Source organism: Rhodocista pekingensis (assembly GCF_042665545.1).
GTDB classification, from domain to species: Bacteria; Pseudomonadota; Alphaproteobacteria; order Azospirillales; family Azospirillaceae; genus Rhodocista; species Rhodocista pekingensis.
Window position 1 is genome coordinate 449,733 of sequence record NZ_JBHTCM010000010.1, and the last position, 18,909, is coordinate 468,641.

At 68.7% G+C, this 18,909-nt stretch carries 16 protein-coding genes; 2 read left to right on the forward strand and 14 right to left on the reverse strand.

Annotation, left to right across the window (positions count from 1 at the left end; genetic code table 11):
* Nucleotides 1-152: 152 nt before the first annotated feature.
* The 14 genes from hemA to bchF all read right to left on the reverse strand — a co-directional run bounded on the left by hemA (nt 153) and on the right by bchF (nt 16,038).
* Nucleotides 153-1,376, reverse strand: coding sequence for a 5-aminolevulinate synthase (hemA, locus tag ACFQPS_RS10390; RefSeq protein ID WP_377358727.1), 1,224 nt, complete (start codon nt 1,374-1,376; stop codon nt 153-155).
* A 121-nt stretch (nt 1,377-1,497) separates the two neighbouring features.
* Complete coding sequence (gene puhE / locus ACFQPS_RS10395; protein ID WP_377358729.1) at nt 1,498-2,358, reverse strand: putative photosynthetic complex assembly protein PuhE; 861 nt, start codon at nt 2,356-2,358, stop codon at nt 1,498-1,500.
* A gap of 19 nt (nt 2,359-2,377) precedes the next feature.
* The gene (acsF, locus tag ACFQPS_RS10400) at nt 2,378-3,442 is read right to left on the reverse strand and encodes a magnesium-protoporphyrin IX monomethyl ester (oxidative) cyclase (protein WP_417715184.1); all 1,065 of its coding nucleotides are present in this window, start codon (nt 3,440-3,442) and stop codon (nt 2,378-2,380) included.
* A 3-nt stretch (nt 3,443-3,445) separates the two neighbouring features.
* Entirely contained in the window at nt 3,446-3,763 is a 318-nt protein-coding gene (locus tag ACFQPS_RS10405; RefSeq protein ID WP_377358734.1) for a hypothetical protein, read from the reverse strand.
* A complete protein-coding gene (gene puhC / locus ACFQPS_RS10410) occupies nt 3,760-4,218 on the reverse strand; it encodes a photosynthetic complex assembly protein PuhC (RefSeq protein ID WP_377358736.1) in 459 nt (152 codons plus the stop codon). Before puhC ends, ACFQPS_RS10405 begins: the two co-directional genes overlap by 4 nt.
* Complete coding sequence (gene puhB / locus ACFQPS_RS10415) at nt 4,215-5,003, reverse strand: photosynthetic complex putative assembly protein PuhB (RefSeq protein ID WP_377358738.1); 789 nt, start codon at nt 5,001-5,003, stop codon at nt 4,215-4,217. Before puhB ends, puhC begins: the two co-directional genes overlap by 4 nt.
* Nucleotides 5,000-5,782: a photosynthetic reaction center subunit H gene (gene puhA / locus ACFQPS_RS10420; RefSeq protein WP_377358740.1), complete on the reverse strand. Its 783-nt coding sequence runs from the start codon at nt 5,780-5,782 to the stop codon at nt 5,000-5,002. Before puhA ends, puhB begins: the two co-directional genes overlap by 4 nt.
* A gap of 25 nt (nt 5,783-5,807) precedes the next feature.
* A complete protein-coding gene (locus ACFQPS_RS10425) occupies nt 5,808-7,241 on the reverse strand; it encodes a BCD family MFS transporter (protein ID WP_377358742.1) in 1,434 nt (477 codons plus the stop codon).
* A complete protein-coding gene (gene bchM, locus ACFQPS_RS10430; RefSeq protein WP_377358744.1) occupies nt 7,238-7,939 on the reverse strand; it encodes a magnesium protoporphyrin IX methyltransferase in 702 nt (233 codons plus the stop codon). Before bchM ends, ACFQPS_RS10425 begins: the two co-directional genes overlap by 4 nt.
* Nucleotides 7,939-8,850 carry a ferredoxin:protochlorophyllide reductase (ATP-dependent) iron-sulfur ATP-binding protein gene (gene bchL / locus ACFQPS_RS10435; protein ID WP_377358746.1) on the reverse strand — a complete coding sequence of 304 codons (912 nt, stop codon included), beginning with the start codon at nt 8,848-8,850 and terminating at the stop codon, nt 7,939-7,941. The genes bchM and bchL overlap by 1 nt, the downstream gene beginning before the upstream one ends.
* Nucleotides 8,847-12,602, reverse strand: coding sequence for a magnesium chelatase subunit H (locus ACFQPS_RS10440; protein ID WP_377358748.1), 3,756 nt, complete (start codon nt 12,600-12,602; stop codon nt 8,847-8,849). Before ACFQPS_RS10440 ends, bchL begins: the two co-directional genes overlap by 4 nt.
* Nucleotides 12,577-14,205 carry a ferredoxin:protochlorophyllide reductase (ATP-dependent) subunit B gene (gene bchB / locus ACFQPS_RS10445; protein ID WP_377359572.1) on the reverse strand — a complete coding sequence of 543 codons (1,629 nt, stop codon included), beginning with the start codon at nt 14,203-14,205 and terminating at the stop codon, nt 12,577-12,579. Before bchB ends, ACFQPS_RS10440 begins: the two co-directional genes overlap by 26 nt.
* 4 nt (nt 14,206-14,209) lie before the next feature.
* Complete coding sequence (locus tag ACFQPS_RS10450; RefSeq protein ID WP_377358750.1) at nt 14,210-15,511, reverse strand: ferredoxin:protochlorophyllide reductase (ATP-dependent) subunit N; 1,302 nt, start codon at nt 15,509-15,511, stop codon at nt 14,210-14,212.
* Nucleotides 15,508-16,038 (reverse strand): 2-vinyl bacteriochlorophyllide hydratase, encoded by a 531-nt coding sequence (gene bchF, locus ACFQPS_RS10455; RefSeq protein WP_377358751.1) that lies wholly within the window; start codon nt 16,036-16,038, stop codon nt 15,508-15,510. Before bchF ends, ACFQPS_RS10450 begins: the two co-directional genes overlap by 4 nt.
* A gap of 318 nt (nt 16,039-16,356) precedes the next feature.
* Between bchF and ACFQPS_RS10460 the strand changes: the two genes are divergently transcribed.
* Together ACFQPS_RS10460 and ppsR are read left to right on the forward strand one after the other, a co-directional pair.
* Complete coding sequence (locus tag ACFQPS_RS10460) at nt 16,357-17,253, forward strand: cobalamin B12-binding domain-containing protein (RefSeq protein WP_377358753.1); 897 nt, start codon at nt 16,357-16,359, stop codon at nt 17,251-17,253.
* 249 nt (nt 17,254-17,502) lie between these two features.
* Nucleotides 17,503-18,909 carry a transcriptional regulator PpsR gene (gene ppsR / locus ACFQPS_RS10465; protein ID WP_377358755.1) on the forward strand — a complete coding sequence of 469 codons (1,407 nt, stop codon included), beginning with the start codon at nt 17,503-17,505 and terminating at the stop codon, nt 18,907-18,909.

Here is an 18,909-nt window from a genome sequence, read left to right on the forward strand (position 1 = left end):
CCCGGCGGGCTTCCGGATGCCCTCCGGAAGCCGTCTCCAAGGGGGCCAGAGAGGGGGAACCAAGGGAGCAAGAGAAAGGGCCCGTCGGCGATGCCGCGGGCCCTTTTTCCTGCCCGGCGCCACAAGGGCGCCGGGTATCCTTCCCTGACCGGTCAGGCCACGGCCGCCTGCGTGCGCAGCAGGCCGACCTCGCCCCAGATGTCGGACAAGGCGCCGACCAGCGCGTCGATGTCCGCATCGGTGTGCATCGGGGACGGCGTGATGCGCAGACGCTCGGTCTTGCGCGGCACGGTCGGGTAATTGATCGGCTGAACATAGATCCCGTACTGGTCCATCAGACGGTCGGAGATCAGCTTGCAGCAGACCGCGTTGCCCACCATCACCGGCACGATGTGGCTGGGATTGCGCATGTGCGGGATGCCGGCGATGTCCAGGCGGCGGCGGAACGTCGCCACGCGCTCCTGGTGGCGTTCCCGTTCGACCGTGCTGGTCTTCAGGTGCCGGATGCTGGCCACGGCGCCGGCGGCGACCGACGGCGGCAGCGCCGTCGTGAAGATGAAGCCCGAGGCGAAGCTGCGGACGAAGTCGCACAGGGCGTTGGAGCCCGTGATGTAGCCGCCGACGACACCGAAGGCCTTGCCCAGCGTGCCCTCGATCACGGTCAGCCGGTGCGCCACCCCGTCACGCTCGGCGATGCCGCCGCCGCGGGCACCGTACATGCCCACCGCATGGACCTCGTCCAGGTAGGTCATGGCGCCGTGCTTGTCGGCCACGTCGCAGATTTCCGCGATCGGGGCGATGTCACCGTCCATGGAGTAGACCGACTCGAAGGCGACCAGCTTCGGCACGTCCGCCGGCAGCATGGACAGCTTGCGGTCCAGGTCCTCGACGTCGTTGTGCTTGAAGATGTGGCGCTGCGCCCGGCTGTGCCGGATGCCCTCGATCATGGAGGCGTGGTTGCCCTCGTCCGACAGCACCACGCAGCCCGGGATCTGCGACGCCAGCGTGCCCAGCGCCGCCCAGTTGGAGACATAGCCGGAGGTGAAGAGCAGCGCCCCTTCCTTGCCGTGCAGGTCGGCCAGCTCTTCTTCCAGCAGCACATGATAGTGGTTGGTGCCGGAGATGTTGCGGGTGCCGCCGGCCCCGGCCCCGCACTCGTCCAGCGCCGCGTGCATCGCGGCCAGCACATCCGGATGCTGTCCCATGCCCAGATAGTCGTTGGAGCACCAGACCGTGACTTCGCGGCAGTCACCATCCTTGTAGAACTTGGCCCTCGGGAAGCGGCCCGCCTGCCGTTCGAGATCGGCGAAGACGCGGTACCGGCCTTCCTGGCGCAGTCCGTCGAGCTGCTGGCGGAAGAAGGCCTCGTAATTCATGGTTGCCTCCAAAGGGTCTTGTGTTCCTGTACCGGACGGGAACCGCAGGGATTGTGCTGCTGGCCATTTCTGTCCCCGGCCAGCGCGGAAGGGAGGGTAGGCGGTAGAAGGCAGGAGCAGGTCATGGGCCGGCGCACCCTTCGGCCGGTTTGGCCCGCGAGTCGAAGCCGGGATCGCGGGACGTCCGCTCGGCGGTGTTGCTCACCGCCGGGGGCGTCTCCGTGGCCCGCGGGCCGAGATACCAGCCCCACAGCGCCAGGGCGGAAATCGGCAGGACCATCAGCCAGTGCTCCAGCAGCGCCAACGCCGTCAGCGCCGCCAGGAGCGAAAAGCCGACCAGTTCCGCATCGGTGGCGAACGGGTCGATGGCCGCCCGGCAGAGCAGCAGCGTGCCCACGGTGATGGTCGTCACCGAAACCGGGAACAGCAGGTTCATCGGCCGTTGACGGAAGTAGCTGCTGAGATATGTCAGATGGGACGGCAGGAATTCCTCAGAGAGGTTCGGCACGCCCAGGAACACGTTCAGCTTTGCACTGACCCGCAGACCCCAGAGCAGGAAGAAGGTCCAGGTTCCGACCTGATTCTCGCCGCCCCAGGTCAGCACCACCACCAGAACCGCCGAGGCGGCGATGCCCAGCTCGTGCCAGGCGATGGCCGCCAGCGCATAGCCGAGACGCTTCAGCCCCCGGGAACCGACCGGCAGTGCGATGCGTCGCGGGCCGGTGACGATCCCCAGAAGGAAGCTCATCTCATGCCAGCCCCAGAGCACCAGGGCAGCGGTGAAGCCGACATAGGCGCCGGTGATGCTGGTATCCGTGCTGACCTCGGCCAGCATGTACAGCGAGCCGACGGCAAGGATCGTCGAACCCAGCATGCTCCAGCGGAACGTATGACGCGGAAGCCCGTCCAGGTAAGCGATCAGCCCGGTGCTGAACCACCAGACCAACAGTGCATAGAGCACCGGGAGACCGAATTCGATCACGACTACGCCCCTCCCTTCATCACCAGGCCGGAGCCAGCCTGATCTGGCGGGGGAGCGTGTTCGACTTGGTCGGCAACAGGTAGAGCCGAAGGAACGTCCAGGCTCCCTGGAGCCCCAGGCCGGCCTGCTTAACCGCCCCCACGATGCCGCCCTTGGCCTTCGCGTCGGCGGTCGCCTCCGCGATGCGGCAGAGCTTCTCCATGCCGGCGGCGAACTGCGGGTTGTCGATGTCCAGCGTCACCGGGAAGACCTGCTTGCAGATCTCCGTCGTGATGCGGAACACCGTGAAGTCGTATTCCGTGGGATCGACGCCCAGCGCCTCATGGAAGGCCGGCCGCATGTGGTCGCGCACATACATGGTGGCGAACACGGCCAGCAGGAAGAAACGGATCCAGAGCCGGTTGACGCCCGTCAGCAGGTGCGGGTTCGCACGCATCAGCAGCGCGAACGCCTCGCCATGGCGGAACTCGTCGTTGCACCACTGCTCGAACCACTTGAAGATCGGGTGGAACCGCTTGTCCGGGTTCCGCTCCAGGTGGCGAAAGATGGTGATGTAGCGCGCATAGCCGATCTTCTCGGACAGATACGTCGCGTAGAAGATGAACTTCGGCTGGAAGTAGGTGTACTTCTTCGCCTTGGTCAGAAAGCTCATGTCGACGCCGATGCCGACATCCTTCAGCGACTCGTTGATGAAGCCGGCATGCCGGGATTCATCACGGGCCATGAAGGTGAACAGCTTCTTCATGTCCGGATTGTTGACGCGCTTCTTCGCCTCGGCATAGAGCACGCAGCCGGAGAACTCGGCCGTGAGCGAGCTGACCAGGAAATCGGTGAATTCCTTACGGAGGTCGGCCGGCATGTCCTGCCAGGCGTCCTTGAACTCCTCGTCCCTGGTGAAGTGCCGGCGGTTCTCGTCCCGAGCCAGCTCATCCAGCAGGGCGTCCCACTCGGCGCGGACCGGGCTGACATCGACCTTGTCCAGCGCATTGTAGTCGGTGGTGTAGAACCGGGGGCTCAACAACGTGTCCGTCTGAGCCTTCCGGGTCGTCATGTTCGGGGCGCTTCCGCCCTCCGTTATGATCATGTCTCATACCCTCCCGGGGGAAAAGCTGACTTCGTACAGTTCAGTAAGCCCGAGATACGCCGCGACGCGGATCAGGGTGCGCTCGAACAGGCTCGCACGGATCAGCGTGGCGCGGCATTGATGCACCCCCTTGTGCCCGAATTCGATGTCGGTCGGGGCCCCGTGGACCAGCAAGGTGTCACCGGGGCCGACCTCCACTCCCTCGAGTTCTACATGGGCGTGCAGGCTGTCGGCGGTGTTCTCGATATCCACCGTGCAGGGGATGTCAGCGATCACGGAGCCCTGAGGCAGCCACCGGGGGCCGATGGGGGCTTCGATCATGATTGACCTTCCTTGGCGGTGAGAAGCCGCACGAACGTCTCTGTCTGGGTCCGCCCGAAGGCGCCCAGATCGATGCTGCGGTTGGTGGTCGGGTCGATCAGCAGCAGCCGACCGTCCTCGAACAAGGTCAGGTTGAAGGCCGGCTGCGCGCCGATGTCGCGCCGCAGGCGCTCGCGGTTGAGACCGCGCAGCGCCCCGCGGATGAAGCCGTTGGTCCCGGGAGCGACGATCTCGACGACCTCGCCGGTCGCCGCGTCATAGATCGCCACGCCCCCGTCGGCGCGATCCTCGAACCGGAGGGCCCGCGACTCGGTCACGGCCCCGGCCGGAAGGGAAACCGCCCCGTCATCGGTGAGCCGGGCTGCCCCGGCCACCATCAGCGAGACGAGAACAAGGCCCGCAGCCCCGTAGAGGGCGACCTTCGGAAAGACCTGGCGGGCGTGGGTGGTGTTCATGCCCGGGCACTCCCCACGGCAGCGGCGATGGCCGGCTGCGCGTCGGTGTCGGTGGACGTGGTATCGGTGGACTCGATGCCGGTGGCCGCCCCGCCCTCGGGCGCGACGGCGGACGGGCCGGCCTGCCCCGCCCCGGCCGGAACGGGCGCCGGGGCGGTCGGAACCGCCACCGGCTGCTCGTTCGCCGGCTGCTGCGCCGCGGCTTCCGCCGCGGCGGCCGCCAGCGCATCGGCCAGAAGCCTGCCGACGGTGGCGGCGTCGGGAATGGCCCGGAGCATAGGCTCCGGGTTCCCGATCCGCCACGGCCGGACATAGGGCCAGGTCACCATATAGGAAACGCGGTTCTTACCCGTGATCGACAGCGGAATGTCACCGGTGCCGTCGGCATAGACCTTGAGGCCGGCCGAACCCACCACCTTGTAGGGCAGGTTCAGCACGACCGGCAGGGCCACGCCGGTCCGGATGATGATCCGGCGGCTGGTGACGGTGAACAGCGTCGACCGGGCAGAAAGCCAGGCAAGAAGAATGAGGATGGCGATAGCCGCCACACCGAGCGGCAGCAACCAGAGGGCACCCCTGACCGCCGCACCAACCGTACCCCCGTCCACCAACGTGCTGGTGACGCTCCAAGCCATCAGCAGCACGAAGTAGAGGGAGACGGCCTGCACATGGTAGGCCCGGCGGGCAAGCGCCCGCCAGTTCGGCCCACCCTGCCAGAGCTGGCTTTCGCCCGACGGAAGCGGTGCGGGGAGACCCCGCACCGGTTCGTCCTCATGCTCCATCATATCAGAGGCTCCTGCCGCGCAGGCGTCGCGTAGAGGTAGCCGCCGGCGAAGTAGCCGGTGATCATGTCTTCTTCCAGCTTGGTCACCTGGTTCGGGTTCTTCAGGCCCGGAACGTCGGCGAACTGGCTGGCGAGGATCGCACCCGTGCGCACCACGCGGCGGGCACCGTCGATCTTCAGCATGGTCATCGGCATCAGCACGGTGCGGGTGCCCTCGGCAACCGGAACCTCGACCTCGAGGTAGCGGACGCCCGGCTCGGTGCGGTCGATCCACAGCTCGCGGACGACGCCGGCGACCTGGTTGTCAGCACCCAGGACGCGCATGCCGACCGGATTCGGATCGCGCGGATCGACGTGATGATCCGGAGCGACGCGGATCGGAACGATACGCGGCTTGTCCAGAACGGTCAGGTCGGGCGCATCCTCGCGCATGGCATAGGCAGCCGGGCCGACGCCGTCCACCAGCGGGTTGCCGGTCGGCTTCAGCGGGGCGCCGGGCCAGGGCGCGGTCGGCGCGGCGGCGATCGGCCGCTCGTCGACGTTGCCCGGAGGAGCCTGGTAGGTGGTCAGGTTCCGCAGGGTGAAGGTCTTCGGGGGCGGCACGGCCGGGAAGCCCTGCACGACCACGCGGCCGTTCGTCCGGTCCTCAGCGACCAGAGGATAGCCTTCACGCTTGTTCTCCCGGTGCAGGTAATAGACCAGGCCCGCGAAGAAGATCCAGAAAGCGTAAAGGGCGACTTGAGCAACGTCCATATATTCAGTAAGGGCGCCGGTAGGCATGATGACCTCCGCAGGATGGTTCCGATCAGCCGGGGAATTCCGCCAGACCGAACCGAGAGGAAGACCGCTTCAGGGTCTCGTCCGGATACCGGACGAGAGGGGCCATGGCGATCAGGGTTGCAACCAAAAGGGCGAGTTCGATGTGGTACACGACACCGTAGCCGACGGCGGGACCCGTCAGCGCCGGCCCAAACAGACCTTGCGAGGCAAGGCCCGTGACCAAGTCCCGGAGCGCACCGCCAAGGGCGATGGCAACGCCCGCGGCAGTGGCCTGAACCGCCCCCCACGCCCCCAGCGCAAGACCGCTGTGGCCGTCGCGGGCCAGGGCCATGGCTGCCGTCAGTGTACCAACGGAAAACAGCCCGCCACCGAGACCGATCAACGCAGTCCCCAGACGGAAGAGGTTCACCGACCCGAACGGGTCGGAGAAGATCACCGCCGAGAAGGCGGGCAGACCGATGACCACGCCCAGCGCAGCCAACCGGAAGGGCTCTATGCCGCGGGCCAGCAGGTTGGCCGCCAGCGCGAAACCGCCCAGCGTGCCGCCCGCCATCAGCGCCGTCAGCGCCGTGGTCTGGCCAACGGACAGTTTCAGCACCTGCCCGCCATAGGGTTCGAGAAGAATGTCCTGCATGCTGAAGGCGGTCGTCCCGAGGGCGACCGTGATCAGGATGCGGACGATGCGGCCCTGGCCGCGGAATGCGCGCCAGCTTTCGCGGAAGGAGGGGCGCGGCCGATCCGCGCGGGTGCGCGACGGATCGCGCGGTTCCTGCTTCCACAGGGCCACAAGATTCAGAATCATCGTCAGGGCGCCGGCGCCCTGGATCACCTGGATCAGCCGGACCTGCCGGAAATCCTCCAGCAGATCGCCGAAGATCAGGGCGCTGCCGACCATGCCCAGCAGCAGCATGACATAGAGCAGCGCCACCACCCGCGGCCGCACATGCTCCGGCGCGAGGTCGGTGGCGAGCGCCAGCCCGGCCGTCTGGGTCGTGTGCAGGCCGGCCCCGACCAGCAGGAAGGCCAGGGCCGCGCTGATATGTCCCACGATCAGCGGGCCCGTCGTGTCGCCCGACAGGATCAGCAGCGCGAACGGCATGATGGCGAAGCCGCTGAACTGCAACAGCGTGCCGAACCAGATGAACGGGACGCGACGCCAGCCCAGGACGGAACGGTAGTTGTCCGACCGGTGCCCGATCAGGGCGCGCAGGGGCGCGAAGACCAGCGGCAGCGACACCATCAGCGCGACCAGCCAGGTCGGCACGCCCAGCTCGACCACCATGACGCGGTTCAGGGTGCCGTTCAGCAGCACGATCGCCATGCCGACGGACACCTGGAACAGGGCCAGCCGCAGCAGTCGGCCGAGCGGCAGCTCCGGCGTCGCCGCGTCGGCGAACGGCAGAAACTGCGGACCGACCTTCGTCCAGTTCCGGGCGATCCTGTCGGACAACCGGCTCATGCGGGGACGAGCTCCATGGCCTGCGAGGTGTAGAAACCGCTGATGATCCGTTCCGTCCGCCCGCAGCGCCAGCCCTTCAGCCCCGGCTCCGCCGCGATCAGGCGCCGCAGCGTCTGCTCACCGACCGGCACGATGGCCGGCGCCCGGTCGCCGCGGGGGAACAGCTTGCCCACCGCATGCATCACCGTGAGCGCCGCCGTGCGCGGCGCGAAGGTGAAGACGATCGAGCCGGAGGTGCGCGCCGCCAGCTTCGCCAGGGCCGCCGTGATGTCGGCGGCCTCGTAATGGATCAGGCTGTCCATGGAGACGACATGGTCGAACCGGCCCAGCGCCGGGTCCAGCATGTCGCCGACACGGAAGTCGATGTGGCCGACGCCCAGATCATGCGGCAGCCGCTCACCGGCCAGCCCGACCAGGGTGGGCGAGATGTCGATGGCGGTGACCTGCGCGCCGCGCTTCGCCGCCTCCACCGACAGCATGCCGGTGCCGCAGCCCGCATCCAGCAGGCGGCGGCCCGTCAGATCCTGCGGCAGCCAGGAGAGCAGCGTCGCGCGCATGCGGTCGCGCCCCGCACGCACGGTCGCGCGCACGCGGCTGACCGGCGCATCGGAGGTCAGCCGCGACCAAGCATCGGCCGCCGTGCGGTCGAAGTAGGTCTCGATGGCCTCGCGCCGCTCCAGGTAGGTCGCGTTCTCCATCAGTCGAACCCCAGCAGGTCGAAGATGTCGCGGTCGCGCAGGGGTGCCGGGGCCAATGGCTCCGTCCCCGCCAGCAGGGTCGCGGCGAGGCGCAGATACTCCTGGCGGGCACGCTCCAGCTCCGGCTCGTCCTCCATCTCGAAGACGGTGCACTTCTTCAGCCGCGAGCGGCGGATGCCGTCCAGATCGGGCAGGTGCGCCAGCGTGTTCAGGCCGACGGCAGCGTTGAACTTGTCGATCTGGTCGGTGGCGGCGCTGCGGTTGCAGATCACCCCGCCCAGCCGGACCTCGTAGTTCTTCGACTTCGCCTGGATGGCCGCGACGATGCGGTTCATCGCGAAGATGCTGTCGAAGTCGTTGGCGGCGACGATCAGGGCCCGCTGCGCATGTTGCAGCGGTGCCGCGAAGCCGCCGCAGACCACGTCGCCCAGCACGTCGAAGATGACGACGTCGGTATCCTCCAGCAGGTGGTGCTCCTTCAGGAGCTTCACCGTCTGCCCGACGACATAGCCGCCGCAGCCGGTGCCCGCCGGCGGTCCGCCCGCCTCGACGCACATGACGCCGTTGTAGCCCGGATAGACGAAGTCCTCGGGCCGCAGCTCCTCGGAATGGAAGTTCACCGACTCCAGCACGTCGATGACCGTCGGCACCAGCTTCTTGGTCAGCGTGAAGGTGCTGTCATGCTTGGGGTCGCAGCCGATCTGCAACACCCGTTTGCCGAGCTTCGAGAAGGCCACGGCCAGGTTCGACGACGTGGTGCTCTTGCCGATCCCGCCCTTGCCGTAGACCGAGAACACGCGCGCGGTCCCGATCTTCAGGTTCGGGTCCATCTTCACCTGCACGCTGCCTTCCCCGTCCTGCCGCGACGGCAGGATCGCGGGGGCAGCGGGTCTCTCCAACACGGAGCTCATGCGACCGCCCTTTCGTTGATTCCCTCCAACCTATCCTCCAGCGCCTCACCCGCCTCGCGCAGCGCCTCCAGCATCTTCTCGTCCGGAGTCCAGTAGCTGCGGCGGGAGGCTTCCAGCAGGCGGTTGGCGACCCGGGCCGAGGCCTTCGGGTTGAGCGCCGCCATGCGCTCGCGCATCTCTTCGTCCAGCATGAAGGTCTGCGCAAGCTGCTGGTACACCCAGGGCGCCACCTGGCCCGTCGTTGCGGACCACCCCATGGTGTTCGTCACGTGCACCTCGATCTGGCGCACGCCCTCGTACCCGTGCTTCAGCATCCCCTCGTACCATTTGGGGTTCAGCATGCGGGTACGGGTCTCCAGGGCGACCTGTTCGGAGAGCGTGCGGACCGTGCCCTCGCCCTTCGTCTGGTCGCCGATATAGACGGGGACGGTGCCGCCGCGCGCGCGGCTGGCGGCGCGGCTGATGCCCCCGAGGCTGTCGAAATACTGGTCGATCGTGGTCACGCCCAGTTCGACCGAGTCGAGATTCTGGTAGGCCAGGGCGACGTCGCCGAGCGCACTCTCCAGGATCGCCGACTGGCGCACCGGCTTGCCGGAGCGGCCGTAGGCGTAGCACTTGCGCTTGGTGTAGGCGTCGGCCAGCTCGTTCTCGTCGTCCCAGACGCCGCCATCGACGAGCTGGTTGACGTTGGCGCCGTAGGTGCCGTCGGCGTTGGAGAAGACACGCAGGGATGCCGTCTCCAGGTCGCAGCCATGCTTCTCCTGGTAGGCCAGCGCATGCTTGCGGACCAGGTTCATCTCCAGCGGCTCGTCCGCCGCGGCGGCCAGATAGCAGGCCTCGGCCAGCATCTGGGTCTGCAACGGCAGCAGGTCGCGGAAGATGCCCGACAGGGTCAGCACCACGTCCACGCGCGGCCGGCCCAGCTCGGAGAGCGGGATCAGCTCCGCCCCGGACAGGCGGCCGTAGCTGTCGAAGCGCGGCCGGGCGCCCAGCAGGGCCAGCGCCTGGGCGATCGGGCCGCCCTCGGACTTCAGGTTGTCCGTGCCCCACAGCACGATGGCCACGCTCTCCGGCAGGCCGTGCCCTTCCTGGGCGTGCCGCTCCAGCAGGCGCGCGGCCTGCTTGGCGCCGTCGGCCACGGCGAAGGCGCTGGGGATGCGGAACGGGTCGAAGCCGTGCAGGTTGCGCCCGGTCGGCAGGATGGCCGGCGTGCGCAGCAGGTCGCCGCCCGGCGTCGGGCGGATGTAGCGGCCGTCCAGCGCCCGCAGGATGGCGGGAAGCTCATGGTCCACCGCCAGCAGACGGTCGGACGAGGCCAGCTCGCGGAACAGAGTCAGGTTCGCCTCGGTGCGTGCCTCGCCGCCGATGGACAGGGCCTCCTCCGGCTCGCTGCCGCGGACCAGGGCCTCCACCGCCGCGCGGGCGGGCGTCGCGCCGTGCGTCGACTCGGCCATGGCGAGCAGCAGGTCCACCCGCTCCTCCACCGACGGCGGCTCACCGACGACATGCAGACCGTGCGGGATCAGCGTGTATTCCAGCTCCAGCACCTGCTCGGTCAGAGCCTGGACGCGGGCGTCCGCCTCCTCCCCGGTCCAGGCCGGTTCCGCCGGCACCAGCTCCAGCGCCGCGGCCTGGGCCTGGATCACCTCGATCAGGGTGGTGCGGTCCTCCGCCGCGTCGGGCGCCAGCCCGCGCCAGCTCTCGATCGACCCCTTCAGGTCCAGCAGGCCGCGGTAGAGGCCGGCATGGGCGATCGGCGGGGTCAGATAGCTGATCAGGGTCGCCGCCGAGCGCCGCTTGGCGATGGTGCCCTCGGACGGGTTGTTGGCGGCATAGAGATAGATGTTCGGCAGGTCGCCGATCAGCCGGTCCGGCCAGCAGGAGGCGGACAGCGCCGTCTGCTTGCCCGGCATGAACTCCAGCGCGCCGTGCGTGCCGAAGTGCAGCACCGCGTTGGCGCGGAAATCCTCGCGCAGCCAGCGGTAGAAGGCGCTGAAGGCGTGCGTCGGGGCGAAGCCCTTCTCGAACAGCAGCCGCATCGGGTCGCCCTCGTAGCCGAAGGCGGGCTGGATGCCGACGAAGACGTTCCCGAACTGCTCGCCCAGCACCAGGATGGAGCGGCCGTCCGTCTGCAAGCGGCCCGGCGCCGGGCCCCACTGGGCCTCGATCTCACGCAGCCAAGTCTCCCGCCGGACATGATCGTCCACGGCGACCCGGGCATGCACGTTGGCGTCGGTGCCGAAGCGTTCGGAATTGCCCTTCAGGATGCGGTCCTGCAACTCCTCCACGGTGGCCGGAACCTCGACCGTGTAGCCCTCCGCCCGCATCGCCGTCAGCGTCCGGTGCAGCGAGGCGAAGACGGAGAGATAGGCCGCCGTGCCGGTGCTGCCGGCGTTGGGCGGGAAGTTGAACAGGACCACCGCCACCTTGCGCCGGGCCCGCTCGGCCCGCCGCAGCTCGACCAGCCGGGCGACGCGGGCGGCCAGCATGCCGGCGCGGTCCGGGCAGGGGTGCATGTCGGTGACGTTGTCCGCCTCCTTGACGACGCACTTGCGCTCGCAGCCGGCGCAGGGCACGCCCAGGGCGCCGGGACGGCCGCCGAACACCATGGAGCCCATGCCGCCGTCCAGCTCCGGGATGGCGACCATCATGGTCGCCTCGACCGGCAGCAGGCCGCGGTCCGACGAGGCCCAGGTGGCCATCGTCTGGAACTCCAGCGGATGCGCGGCGAAGAAGGGCACGTCCAGGGCGGCCAGCATCTCCTCCGCCGCCTTGGAGTCGTTGTAGGCCGGGCCGCCGACCAGCGAGAAGCCGGTGAGCGACACCACGGCGTCCACCACGGCGCGGCCGTTCTTCATGAAGAAGCGCTCGATCGCCGGGCGCGCGTCCAGGCCGCTGGCGAAGGCCGGCACGACCTTCAGGCCGCGCGCCTCCAGCGCCTTGATGACGCCGTCATAGTGCCCGGTGTTGCCCGGCAGCACGTAGGAGCGCATCACCAGCACGCCGACCGTGCCCGTCGTCTCCTTGCCCGGGGCCGGCAGCTTGTCCAGCCTGTCGGCGATGCGGCCGGACATGCGCGGGTGGTAGACACCGATCTCCGGATACTCGGCCGGGGCCTGCGCCTTCAGCGTGCCGCGCAGAGAGGCGCGCGGGCCGTCGGCGTAGCGGTCCACCAGATAGCGGACCATGTTCACGACGTTCTCGTCCGAACCGGCCAGCCAGTACTGGAGCGTCAGGAAATAGGCGCGCACATCCTGGGCCGGGCCCGGGATGAAGCGCAGGATCTGCGGGATGCGGCGGAGCATGGCCATCTGGCCCGCGCCGTTGGAGCCTTCCTTCTGCGACCCGCGCAGCTTCTTCAGCAGCGCCAGCGGCCCCTTGGCCTCGCCGCTCATGCTGAAGCGGCCCAGCCGGGTCAGCCGCATCACCTCGCCCGCCGACATGCAGCAGACCATGGCGTCGCAGTTGTCCCGCCGCGCCTTCAGGGCCGGCATCACCGCCTGGATGTGCGGTTCCATGAACAGCATGGTGGCGATGATGATGTCGCCCTGCGCGATGTCCTCGCGGCAGCGCTCCAGCGCCTCCGGGTCGTCGCCCCATTCCGCCGCGGAATGCAGGCTGAGAACCAGACCGGGGATGTCCTTCGCCAGAGTCCGCCCCGCCCGCTCGACCGACCCCGCCAGGTGGTTGTCGAGGGTCACGATGACGACGCGCACGGGCGTGCGGCTATCGGCCAAAGTGTGCTTTTGCATCGTAAAGGGTCTCGACGGTGATGAGCGTGATGCCATGGTCCTTGGCATAGCGCTCGGTGTTGCGGCGGGCCTTGCCGCGGACGAAGAACGGGATCTTACCGAGTTCCTTTTCCGCCTCCGGCGCCCAGCGCGTCTCCTGCTCGCCGGCCGGAACCGCGGTCGCGGCCGCGGCGGGTGCCGCGGCGGCCGGGGTCGGCGGGACGGGTGCGGGATCGGCGGCCGGGGGGACGGCAGCGGCCGGACGGGCCGGCGCGATGCCGCCAAGGTGCGACGGGCCGGCCTCGTCCTGGAACTCGAAGTCCTCCCGGAACATGGCCAGCAGGTGCTCCTCCAGTCCCATGACCAGGGGATGCACCCAGGTATCGAAGATCACGTTGGCGCCCTCGAACCCCATCTGGGGCGAGTAGCGGGCCGGGAAGTCCTGCACATGGATCGGCGCCGAGATGACGGCGCAGGCGATGCCCAGGCGCTTGGCGATGTGCCGCTCCATCTGCGTGCCCAGCACCAGCTCGGGCTGCAATTCGGCGACCTTCGCCTCGACCTCCAGATAATCGTCGGTGATCAGCGCCTCGACGCCGTAGCGCTGGGCCGCCTCGCGCACGTCGCGGGCGAACTCGCGGCTGTAGGTGCCCAGGCCGACGACGGTGAAGCCCATCTCGTCGCTGGCGATGCGGGCCGCCGCCAGGGCATGGGTGCCGTCACCGAAGATGAAGACGCGCTTTCCGGTCAGGTAGGTCGAATCGACCGAGCGGGAGTACCAGGGCAGCCGCGACCCGCCGGCCGCCGCCAGCGCCGCCGCCCGGTCCAGACCGGCCAGACCGGCGACCTCGGCCACGAAGTCCTTCGTGGCGCCGAAGCCGATCGGCACGACCTTCGTCGCCGGCTGGCCGAAGCTGCGCTGGAGCCAGGAGGCGGCGGTGCCCGCCACCTCCGGATAGAGCACGACGTTGAAGTCCGCCTCGCCCAGCCGGGCGATGTCGGCGGGGGTGGCGCCCATCGGCGCCACGACATGCACGTCCACCCCGATCCGGTCCAGCAGCCGGGTGATCTCCGTCACGTCGTCGCGGTGGCGGAAGCCCAGCGCCGTCGGGCCCAGCAGGTTGCAGCGCGGCCGCACGCCGGGCGCCCGGACCGGGCGCGGCGTGCCGGGCGGCGGCACATGCGGGCCGGCCAGGGCGCGGACAAGCTGGTAGAAGGTCTCCGCCGCGCCCCAGTTCTCCTTCTTCTGGTAGGCGGGCAGCTCCAGCGGAATGACGGGGACCGGCAGGGCGAGCGCCCGGGCGAGGCCGCCCGGATCGTCCTGGATCAGCTCCGCCGTGCAGGAGGCGCCGACGATCATCGCCTGCGGCCGGAACCGTTCATAGGCCTCGCGGACCGAGGTCTTGAACAGTTCCGCCGTGTCGCCGCCGAGGTCGCGCGCCTGGAACGTGCTGTAGGTGACCGGCGGTCGCTTGGCGCGCCGCTCGATCATCGTGAACAGCAGGTCCGCATAGGTGTCGCCCTGCGGCGCGTGCAGGACATAGTGCAAGCCTTCCATGCCCGTCGCGATCCGCATCGCGCCGACATGGGGAGGGGCTTCATAGGTCCAGACGGTGAGCTGCATCGGGTCAGGCCACCTTGAGTTGGGCACGCCGCCGGAGCGGCCGGGCGAACAGTTCGGCGAGGTCAGCCGCCTGCTCATACCCCTGCACCGGAGTGAAGAGCAGTTCGATAGACCATTTCGTCGCTGTCCCCTCCGCCTCGAGCGGATTGGCCAGCCCCAGGCCGCAGACGACGAGGTCCGGATGGGCTGCGCGGCAGCGGTCGAGCTGGCGTTCCACGTCCTGGCCCTCGCTGAGCTGCGCGCCCGCGGGCAGCAGCTCCAGCTCCGGCGCCAGATGCTGGCGGTGCAGGTAGGGGGTGCCGACTTCCGTCAGCTTCATGCCCAGTTCGCGCGAAACGAAGCGCGCCAGGGGGATTTCCATCTGGGAATCGGGGAAGAAGAAGATCTTCTTGCCTTCCAGCTCCGTGCGCAGCCGGGACAGGGCGCGGCGGGCGCGCTCGGCCCGCGGCTCCGTCGCGGCACGGAAGCGCTCGGCCGGAACGCCCCAGGCGCGGGCGGCCGCGGCCAGCCAGGCGGTGGTTCCCTCCACCCCCAGCGGGAAGGGTGCGACAAGTCGCTGCGCCCCCCGCGCCTCCAGCAGGCGGGTGGTGTCGCCCAGGAAGGGCTGCGCCAGCAGCATGCGGGTGTTCGGGCCGACCGAGGGCAGCTCGTCCGCCCGCCGCGGCGGCAGGAACTTCACCGGGCCGACGCCCATCTCGTCGAAGACGCGGCGGAGCTGATCCTCCACCACCTCGGCCAGGGCGCCGACGACCAGCAGCGACGGCGGGTCCTGCGGCTCCTCATAGGGCATGGTGGGCACCAGGGCCGCGAGGCAGGCGTCCTCGCCCTGGGTGAAGGTCGTCTCGATGCCGCTGCCGGAATAGGCCAGGATCTTCACGTCCGGCGCATGCCGGCGCGACAGGCGGGAAGCAGCGCGGGCGAGGTCGAGCTTGATCACCTCGGACGGGCAGGAGCCGACCAGGAACAGCAGCTTGATGTCCGGCCGGCGCGAGAGCAGCCGGTCCACGACCTTGTCCAGCTCGTCGTTCATGTCGGCGAGGCCGGCGAGGTCCTTCTCCTCCATGATCGCGGTGCCGAAGCGCGGCTCCGCGAAGATCATGACGCCGGCGGCGGACTGGATCAGATGCGCGCAGGTGCGCGAGCCGACGACCAGGAAGAAGGCGTCCTGGATCTTGCGGTGCAGCCAGATGATTCCGGTCAGGCCGCAGAAGACTTCGTGCTGACCGCGCTCGCGCAGCACGGGCGCCGTGCTGCACCCCCCGAACGGGGCGGCCCCGGCGGCGGTCAGGGCGTCACTACCACTCATGAGGGCTGTTCCACGGTTTGTCCGGAGGCAGCACCGGAAGCGCCGCCGGCCGCACCCTCCAGGCGCGCCAGCCGCAGCTTCCAGACGAACTGCACGGCATTGATGACGTAGGCGGCATAGGCGGCGAGCGCGAGATACATCTGCCCGGCCGGCTCCAGCGATCCGCTGAAGAGCGACCAGAGATAGGCCGTGTGCAGCGCCAGCACCAGCATGCTGAACACGTCCTCCCAGAAGAACGGACGCGCGAACAGGTACTTGCCGAAGACCACCTTCTCCCAGATCGAGCCGGTGATCATGATCGTGTAGAGCACCAGGGTCTTGACCACGATCGAGATCGTGGCGGCCTCCAGACCCGCACCCGTGGCAAGATAGCGCAGCACGAGCCCGAGGCTGACGAGAAAGACCACGAACTGGACAGGGGCAAGCACTCCCTGTACCACCGTCCAGGATGAGGCATCCCGCCGACGACGCTCTTCAGGCGTATAGAGAGGCTGCCCGCGGGTATGCACAAACGGTGGAAGATCCATCGCTTTCTCCTGCCCCCGCCGGGGGTTACGGCCGGCCGGGAAGGTCCGCGACGAACGCAACGGACCCGCTTCTGCCGTCTTCCGGGAAGGCTAGACGTGAACGGTCAGGGTGTCAACAGGACGGAACGTAAATTAGAGTTGACAGTGGATTGCTGTCAGGATGGCGTATGGTCGCGGCCCTCTTCCCTGCGCTTTCGGTTTGGAATAACTCAGGCGCGCCCTGCCCGGGGTGACGTCCGGAGTGACCCGGGGTGAATCGTCTTGCCCCGGCCGTGGTCGCGGGTGTACCTTCAATCATCCCCAGCCAGGGGGCGGAAAATGAACGACTCCGTCGAATGGGTCGCCGCAGGGAGTGCTTGGTCGGACGCCGGAAATGATGCGGATGACAGGAATCTGTCCTCCAAGTCTGCTGACGCCCACCCCGGCGACTGCGACGGGCTCTCTCTTGCATTGCGCGGTAATGCCGGGAACGAATCATTCGCTCGGCTAATATTATCGCAGTCTTCCCTGACTGCTTGCTGCTGTCAGCAGGCCTGTCACCGTTCCACGCCCGGCGATGTCGATGTCGCCCGGTTCGCGTCCCTGATTCTTGAGAACGACATTGCGGCGGCCACGGCCTTCATTGAGGACTGGCTGGCGCGGGGCGTCTCCCTGGACACGATCTATCTGGACCTGCTCGCCCCCACGGCCCGCCATCTCGGGTCGCTGTGGGATGACGACATGTGCGACTTCGCCGACGTCACCGTCGGCCTGTGTCGCCTCCAGCAGGTGCTGCGGGGGCTGAGCACCACCTTCATCGGGGAGGCTGACCGTCCCGACCCGCGCCGGCGCATCCTGCTGGTCACCGTGCCGGGGGAACAGCACTCCTTCGGCCTGCTGATGGTGGCGGAGTTCTTCCGCCGCGCCGGCTGGGACGTGACCACGGCCATGCCCACCTCCCGGGATGATCTGTCCACCCTGGTGCGCAGCGAGTGGTTCGCCCTGGTCGGCCTGTCGGCAAGCTGCGACAGCCGTCTGGACGCCATGGCCGCGGCCATCCGGTCGGTCCGGCGCGCCTCGCGCAACCGTCTGGTCGGCGTTCTGGTGGGGGGGCCCGTGTTCGACGGCCATCCCGAATACGTGACGGCCGTGGGTGCCGACATCATGGCGAGAAACGGTCAAGAGGCAACTGTTCAGGCGCAAAATCTTCTTGCCCTGATGCCTGCCGGCTGCTGAAACCTGACATCATCGTTGTGCGTTGCAACGGGCGGGAGACCGCCCGTTTTTGTCGTGTGTGCGCTGCACGCCGCTCCCGGAGGGCGATTGTCAATTTTTGTGTACGTAAGGCTGGCTTGACAAACCATGTCCGCTAATGCCCCAATGGCCATGCGCCAGCCTTAACGCATCGGACCGGGGGGGTCCCGAGGAACCCGAGAACCTTGGCAGGCGTACGTCAAGGTATCGAGCTAGGAAGGCGCGCCGCCCGTGAGGCATTTCCAGGCGCCGAGTCAATCGCTGGGGAACCTGAACGCCGAGGCGGTCGCCGCCTTGATCGCGTCGGCCGGGGACATCGCGCTCGTCGTGGACAACCGGGGCCTGATCCTGGACATGGCGTTCGGCAATGATGCCCTGGCCCGCGAATGGGACGATGTCTGGCTGGGCCGCCAGTGGCAGGACACCGTCACCTCCGACAGCCGGGCCAAGGTCGATGCGCTGCTGCGCGAGGCCGAGTCGGGCGCCCCGTCGCGCTGGCGTCACGTCAACCACGCCTCCTCCCGCGGGTTGGACGTCCCCATCCAGTACACCGCCGTGAAGGTGATGGACGACGGCAAGGTCGTCGCCATCGGCCGCGACCTGCGCGCCACCGCCGCGCTGCAACAGCGGCTGGTGGAGGCGCAGCAGTCCATGGAGCGGGACTATTCCCGCCTGCGCCAGATGGAGATGCGCTACCGGCTGCTGTTCCAGACGACGCCGGAGGCGATCCTCATCGTCGATGCCACCAGCTTCAAGGTAACGGAGGCCAATCCCGCGGCCGCCACCCTGCTGGGGCAGGAGCTGAACCGCATCGTCGGCCGCCCCCTGCCGGAAGCGTTCCCGGCCGCGGCCGAGCAGTCGATCCAGTCCTTCCTGGCCGGCATCCGCGCCACCGGCCGCACGGAGTCGACCCAGGTGGCGGCCCCGGCCGGGATGGCCGGCTTCTCCGTCACTGCCTCGCTGTTCCGGCAGGAGGGGGTGTCGCTGTTCCTGGTGCGGATCGGCGCCGCCGCGACGGAGGCGCCGGCCGCCCCGGCCGTGCGGCCCCGTTTCGTGCAGGTGGTGGAAAGCCTGCCCGACGGCATCGCCATCACCGATCCGGAAGGCCGCATCCTGGAGACGAACGCCGCCTTCCTGGACCTCGCCCAGCTCGTCACCGAGGAGCAGGCCCGCGGCGAATCGCTGGAGCGCTGGCTGGGCCGGCCGGGCGTCGATCTCAGCGTGCTGATCGCCAACCTGCGCCAGCACGGGGCCGTCCGACTCTACGCCACGACCCTGCGCGGCGAATACGGCGACACGGCCGAGATCGAGGTTTCCGCCGTCTCCATCGGCAACGGCGACCGCCCCTGTTTCGGCTTCGCCATCCGCAATGTCGGCCGACGTCTGGCCGCCGATTCCCGCAAGCGGGAACTGCCCCGCTCCGTCGAGCAGCTCACCGAGCTGGTCGGCCGAGTCCCCCTGAAGGACCTGGTGCGGGAGACGACCGACGTGGTCGAGCGTCTGTGCATCGAAGCGGCATTGGAACTGACCGGCGACAACCGCGCCTCGGCCGCGGAGATCCTGGGGCTCAGCCGGCAGAGCCTGTACGTCAAGCTGCGCCGCTACGGCCTGGGCGACATCGACCCCGAATCGGCCTGA